We start from the raw sequence: 6,249 nt of genomic DNA, 5'->3' as shown, positions 1-6,249 counted from the left end.
GGATACCCGCCCACCCCGGCGCCGCAGCTCCCACCCCGCCCCCATGAAGAGAAGAAGAGGGTCGCGCGGGCGGTCCGGCGGGCCTCTCGGATGTGTTAGCGGCGGCCCTTCGGACCGCCCGCGCGCGGCGATTTTCCGGCCGGCGGGACTTGTCTCATAACACCGTGTCGTAGCCTGGCGAGCGCGCGCCGGCGGGTCCGTCCGACCCCCGGCTCCGGATCCGATACGCGCACGGCACGTCTCAAAAGCTTGCCGGCCTCCCGGGCCCGGAGGCCCGAAACGGAGAAGACCGGCGCCGCCTCGCCGCCGCGCGACCCGGAACGTCTCCAGGATCGCCCCTGTGTCGGCCGCTCTTTCAGCTTCCCCCTTCGTTGCCGGGCGAAGCCTCGAGGCGCCGCTCCCGCCCCCACGCGTCCAGACGGTCTAGAAACGCCCCTCCGCGGGATCGGGATGGGGTGAGAATACGCCAGGGTCGAGGGGGTGGGGATAATCAGGCCGGTGCCCGGCCTCCTATCCTTCGAGGCTCCGCGCTCTGCGCAAAGCCCCTCAAGATGAGGGGATGACCTTAACGGGGGCTCACGGCGCTGTATGAACAGGAGGTGTGTCCGTTTATCGTAAAATGCGGAGTAGCGGACACGGCTTAGGCGAGTACAATTCGAGTGTAATTCGTATTGAAGTCTGGGGACATAATGGCGGGCGTGAATCTAGAGAAATTGCGGCCTCTGGGAAAACGCACGGTGATGGATGCTGTCGCCGAAGCAGGAGTCGATGTGTCTGATTGGGGCAATTATGCGAAAGGCCCGACCTACGCCGCCGCCAACCCAAAGTACTGTTACGAATGGGCGTTTGTCGAACCGGGCAAAGTCGTTGTTTTGAATCTCTGGTTTCAGAAATGCGAGATTGAAAATGATCGAATTATCCAGCGAAATAATTTTCGCGTAGACGCCCTCCATTTTCGCCAAAAGAAGCGGCCCGTGCCGCAGTGGGCTGCGCGCGTCGACAGGCTTGACGATGCCGTCCGGACCGCAGCATTCGGTGGGGTTCCTCTACGCGTGGTATTCGTAGATGGCCAAATGCAAGACGCGGCCGATCCAGATGATGGTGCGAGCAAGGTTACGCGTCGGGACCTCGATCCAGAGCCTTGGAGAATTCTCTTTTATGACGACGAAACCGGTGAGCATGTGATCGAACGCGGCCTAATGAATGGGCCTTATATCGACCAGTTCAACCTTGACCTTGTCGCCAAGGGCCTGGGGGAACAATCAGAGCGAACCGGTCTCGTATTCAACCGCGACGGCCGTGTTCGTGACGCCGCGCTAAGGCGCGCAGCCGGCAAATGCGAATATTGCGGAGCGCCCGGCTTCAAGACTACATCTGGCGCGCTTTATCTTGAAACCCACCACATCATTCCATTAGCGGAAGGCGGCGCGGACAATATCTCAAACGTGATCGCCATTTGCCCCAACGACCATCGAAGAGCGCATTTTGGCGAGAATGCCAGCAAGATCCGCGAGGAAATGCTCGCGTGCGTCGCGGGAGCGCTGCGGTTAAACTTAAATTCGAACCGGTGATCGAAAATACTCTACCATGGAAGCCGAAACAGCAAATTTAATCCTAGCGCTCAGTGCAGCTGTTGCGGCGGTAATCGGTCCAACCGTGGCGGTGGTAATTAGTCTCATATGGGAGGGGCAGCGCAGGGATCGGGAGCGTCGAGAAAACGTGCTTCAAACTCTCTTGGCGACTCGGGGTCGGCACGCCGATCCGGGATTCAGCTGGGCAATTCGGACCATACCTGTCTACTTCAACCGGAACGCCCAAGTGATGAATGCCCACAAAGAATTCCTCAATGCGGCCCGGTTTAAGCCGTCTGAAGAAGTGAAAGATCAGGCAGAAGATGAAACAGCTCGACGTCAGGGAATTTTGATTTCCGAAATCCTGAAAGACCTCGGATACAAAGGGTTAACATCAGAGCAGATCGAAGATTATACCTCAGAAGGCTTGTATCTTCAGGATATAAGAATGGCAAATGCACTCGATGCTTTACCTCATATCGCGATAAGCGCGAAACGGAGCGCTGATGCATCTGAGGTCATGGCACGAACCATCGTTTCTACTGATCCCGAAGGCTCTTCAGAAGAATAATCTTGCTTATCATAGAACTGACGCGCGCCGGAGATGATCGCCGCGCTCTATGGCGAGCACGAAAGCCAACCATCCTGCCACCTACCCCTTGTTGTCGATGTAGATCTCCCCGCCCTTGTCGCGGAACTCCCCGCCCTTGCCGGCCATGCCGGCTTCGGCGCCCTTCGATCTCCGGCTCCCCGGGTTCGCGGGCTGAGCGCAGCCAGCCGCCCGCCAATCTGCTGGAGCAGGATCCCTTGAGTGGTCGCGTGATAGAACCGGTGAACCGGTTCCCGCTTCACCTGATCACGCGCTAGGAGGCGGAGGAAATCGGGCGTATGCTCGCGCGCGAGGCGTCTCGCCTCGCGCAAAGGATCACATCATGGCCAAGAGCCAGAAACGTTCGAGCCGGGAAACCCGCAAACCCAAGGCCGAAAAGAACCAGAAGAAGAAGACCAACGCCTCCCAGCCGTCCCAGAAGACCGGATCGGTCTCCGGGCTGGAGCATATGAAGAACCGGTAGCGTTCCGGGCGCGGCCTCTACTCCTCCCGCAAATAGATCTCCCCGCCCTTCTCGCGGAACTCCTCGGCCTTCTCGGCCATGCCCTGCTCGGCCTCGGCGCGGGTCAGACCCTCATCCTGAGGAGGCCCGAAGGGCCGTCTCGAAGGACGAGGGCCTGGAGGATCGTCCGTCTCTGCACCCTCACCCTGAGGCGGCCGCGAAGCGGCCCTCGAAGGGTCGTCGGCGCCTGGCCCCTCTCCTTCGAGGCTCGCATTCGCTCGCACCTCAGGATGAGGGGCCTCTTCGTTCGGGCTCCGCGCGCTCCCATACGCGTCCCGGATCTCCCGGGTGATCGCCATGGAGCAGAACTTGGGCCCGCACATCGAGCAGAAATGGGCGACCTTGTGGGCCTCCTTGGGCAGGGTCTGGTCGTGGAAATCGCGCGCCGTGTCGGGATCGAGCGAGAGATTGAACTGGTCTTCCCAGCGGAACTCGAAGCGCGCCCGGGAAAGCGCGTCGTCGCGCAGCTTGGCCGCCGGGTGGCCCTTGGCGAGATCGGCGGCGTGGGCGGCGATCTTGTAGGTGATCACCCCGGTCTTCACGTCGTCGCGGTCGGGCAGCCCCAGATGCTCCTTCGGCGTGACGTAGCAGAGCATGGCGCAGCCGTACCAGCCGATCATCGCCGCGCCGATCCCGCTGGTGATGTGGTCGTAGCCCGGCGCGATGTCGGTGGTGAGCGGACCCAGCGTGTAGAAGGGCGCCTCGCCGCAGGTCTCGAGCTGCTTGTCCATGTTGGCCTTGATCTTGTGCATGGGCACGTGACCCGGCCCCTCGATCATGACCTGGCAGCCATGATCCCAGGCGATCTGCGTGAGCTCGCCCAGCGTCTCCAGCTCGGCGAACTGGGCGCGGTCGTTGGCGTCGGCGATCGATCCGGGTCTGAGACCGTCGCCGAGGCTGAACGAGACGTCGTAGGCGCGCAGAATCTCGCAGATCTCCGAAAAGCGCGCGTAGAGGAAGCTCTCCTCGTGGTGGGCGAGGCACCACTTGGCCATGATCGAGCCGCCGCGCGAGACGATGCCGGTCACCCGGTCGGCGGTCATCGGCACGTAGGGCAGCCGGACGCCGGCGTGGATGGTGAAATAGTCCACGCCCTGCTCGGCCTGCTCGATCAGCGTGTCGGCGAAGATGTCGAAGGTCAGGTCCTCGGCGACTCCGCCGACCTTCTCCAGCGCCTGGTAGATCGGCACCGTGCCGATCGGGACGGGCGAATTGCGCAGAATCCATTCCCGCGTGTTGTGGATGTTCTTGCCGGTCGACAGGTCCATCACCGTGTCGGCGCCCCAGCGGATCGCCCACACCATCTTGTCGACCTCCTCCTCGACGGAGCTGGCCACGGCCGAATTGCCGATATTGGCGTTGATCTTGGTGAGGAAGTTGCGCCCGATCACCATCGGCTCGAGCTCGCCGTGATTGATGTTGGCCGGGAGGATGGCGCGGCCGCGAGCGATCTCGTCGCGGACGAATTCCGGCGTGACGAATTCGGGAATCGCCGCGCCGAAATCCTCGCCGTCCGCGCGGCGCTCCGCGGCGCCGGGCAGGGCCCGGGCGCGGCCGAGATTCTCGCGTTCGGCGGCGTAGATCATTTCTTTCGTCACGATCCCGGCGCGGGCGAATTCGAGCTGGGTGACGGGTGGGCGCGGCTTCGCCGCGCTCCCCCCTCCGTCCGCTTCGCGGACACCTCCCCCGTAAACGGGGGAGGAAACCGCGCCGCGCCCCTTTCTCCCCCCGCTTGCGGGGGGAGTGGCCCGAAGAGCCGAGGGGGGGGTGGCCTCAACGCCCCGCAACGGCCGATGCCGCACCGGGAACGCCCGGGCGAGATGCTTCCCCTTGGCCCCGCCATTGTCGAGCGGGCTGGGCTCGCGGCCGTCATACGCCTCGACGCCGCCGCGCTCGAGCACCCACGCCGTCCGCGTGCGCGGCAGGCCGGCCTCCACGTCGATGGTCTGGTCGGGATCGGTGTAGGGGCCCGAGCCGTCATAGACCCGGACAGGCGGCTCCATCGCGGTGGGGTGGAGCTCGATCTCGCGATGGGGGACCTTCAGGTCGGGGGCGGCCTCCGGGCTCGTATAGACCCGCTGCGAGCCCGCCAGCGGGCCGGTCGTGACCTCGGGCGTCGCGAATGCGGATTGGTTGGTGGGCTTGTTCATGGCTCTGGCTCGCTCATTCCGCCTTCGTCATCCCCGCGAAGGCGGGGACCCAGAGAGGACGCGCAGCGCCCGGAAATCCCTGGGTTCCCGCTTGCGCGGGAATGACGATGTGAGGGGTCACTTGACGAAGGAAGAGGCGGAAGGGGCGTCGGCCCGCTTCGTTCCATCCCGACGCCGGCATGACCCGGATCCGGTCCTGAGGGTGACGTCTCAGCCCGGCTTGCGCCGGACACCCCTTGGAACTTCGATGCGCAGAATGAAGACGCGCGCCGCGGCGCGCAAGGCCGGGATCAGGCGAAGGCGGCGGGGTCCTTCGGCTCGATCCACAGCGCCTCGGCGACGGCGAGCACGTCGCCGGTTTCGCCGTAGAGCGCGGCGGCCGAGCGATGCTTGCGGCCTTCCGAGCCCAGCTTCCAGGCCAGAATCGCGCAGGCCTCTCCGGGCTTCGGGCGCTCGCGCACCTCGGCGGTCATGCGCGCGAGCAGCGCAGCGAGATCGCCGTCGCCGAAGGCCGCCCAGGTCGGACAGTCGAGCGCGGCCCAGACATGCTCCACGCCGACGCGGCCGTCCGCGTCCGCCAGCGAGGCGTCCGGCGTCCACGGCGCGGCGACGGCGTCGATCCCGTCGAGCGGACCGGCGAAGATCCTCAGCCCGTCGCCCTCGGCGCGCTCGGGTCCGCAGACATAGCAGCCGGGAAAGGCGTGGCGCTCGAAGCCGACATAGCGGCTCGAGGCGGCTTCGATAGCCTCGCGGGGCGGAAGGGCGGGAATGTCGAGATCGGGCGCGTCGGCGGGCTCGGCCGCGCCGATCAGCGTCTCCCCGTCGAGAAGCGCCACCGCGCCGTTGCGCGAGACCCGCAAGGGCCGGTCGAGCGGCGGCGGGGCCTTGAGCCCGCACATGGCCGGCCCGTCGATGAGACGGGCCATCACGCCGCAGCTATAACCGCCATTGCCCGAGTTCGGCGGCCCGCAATAGCGCTTGTCGATGACCACGCTGTCGGCGGCGTCGCTCATGGCTGCGCGGCGAAACTCGCGCCCGTCAGCAGCGCGCCGATGACGGTGATCAGGATGCCCCAGATCCCGGCGGTGTGGAGGTTCTCCTCGTACAGCCGCGACAGCACGATCACGCGCTTGCCGAGGATGATCAGCAGCCCGCCCTTCACTGCGGCGAGCAGGCCGATGAAGGTGATCACCGCGGGCAGGAAGGCCGACCAGTCCCAGTTGAGCGCCATCACCACCAGGCCGAACCACAGCGCCAGCACGCCCGCGATGAAGCTGATGACCGGGTCCTCGCGATAGCGCCGGACGAAATCGCCGATGGTCCGGCGGCGCATGATCACGCCCAGCCCCGCGACCATGAAGTAGATGCCGATGAATCGCGCGAGCACGAGGGTGATGTCGGTCATGAGGGGCCTCC

The 6,249-nt window shown here is 64.9% G+C and carries 6 protein-coding genes and 1 riboswitch; of the genes, 3 read left to right on the top strand and 3 right to left on the bottom strand.

Annotation, left to right across the window (positions count from 1 at the left end):
- Nucleotides 1-689: 689 nt before the first annotated feature.
- The 3 genes from DDZ18_RS13610 (at nt 690) to DDZ18_RS14015 (ending at nt 2,644) form a co-directional block, all read left to right on the top strand.
- On the top strand, nt 690-1,571 hold the full coding sequence (locus DDZ18_RS13610; RefSeq protein ID WP_199241162.1) for an HNH endonuclease: 882 nt from the start codon (nt 690-692) through the stop codon (nt 1,569-1,571).
- Nucleotides 1,572-1,587: 16 nt separating this feature from the next.
- Entirely contained in the window at nt 1,588-2,142 is a 555-nt protein-coding gene (locus DDZ18_RS13830) for a DUF6680 family protein (protein ID WP_146190686.1), read from the top strand.
- A gap of 361 nt (nt 2,143-2,503) precedes the next feature.
- Nucleotides 2,504-2,644, top strand: a complete 141-nt coding sequence (locus tag DDZ18_RS14015) for a hypothetical protein (protein WP_199241161.1) — start codon at nt 2,504-2,506, stop codon at nt 2,642-2,644.
- 17 nt (nt 2,645-2,661) lie between these two features.
- Here DDZ18_RS14015 and thiC read toward each other — a convergent pair whose 3' ends face one another.
- From thiC to DDZ18_RS13595, 3 genes are all read right to left on the bottom strand, one after another.
- On the bottom strand, nt 2,662-4,833 hold the full coding sequence (gene thiC, locus DDZ18_RS13605) for a phosphomethylpyrimidine synthase ThiC (protein WP_109253950.1): 2,172 nt from the start codon (nt 4,831-4,833) through the stop codon (nt 2,662-2,664).
- Nucleotides 4,834-4,982: 149 nt separating this feature from the next.
- Nucleotides 4,983-5,080, bottom strand: a riboswitch (TPP riboswitch).
- A gap of 43 nt (nt 5,081-5,123) precedes the next feature.
- Nucleotides 5,124-5,846, bottom strand: coding sequence for a hypothetical protein (locus DDZ18_RS13600; RefSeq protein ID WP_109253949.1), 723 nt, complete (start codon nt 5,844-5,846; stop codon nt 5,124-5,126).
- The gene (locus DDZ18_RS13595) at nt 5,843-6,238 is read right to left on the bottom strand and encodes a hypothetical protein (protein ID WP_109253948.1); all 396 of its coding nucleotides are present in this window, start codon (nt 6,236-6,238) and stop codon (nt 5,843-5,845) included. The genes DDZ18_RS13600 and DDZ18_RS13595 overlap by 4 nt, the downstream gene beginning before the upstream one ends.
- Between the last annotated feature and the right edge of the window lie 11 nt (nt 6,239-6,249).

Source organism: Marinicauda salina (assembly GCF_003122085.1).
GTDB lineage: Bacteria > Pseudomonadota > Alphaproteobacteria > Caulobacterales > Maricaulaceae > Maricicauda_A > Maricicauda_A salina.
Note: the sequence above shows the minus strand (reverse complement) of the source record. Positions and strands in the feature narration are given on the sequence as shown.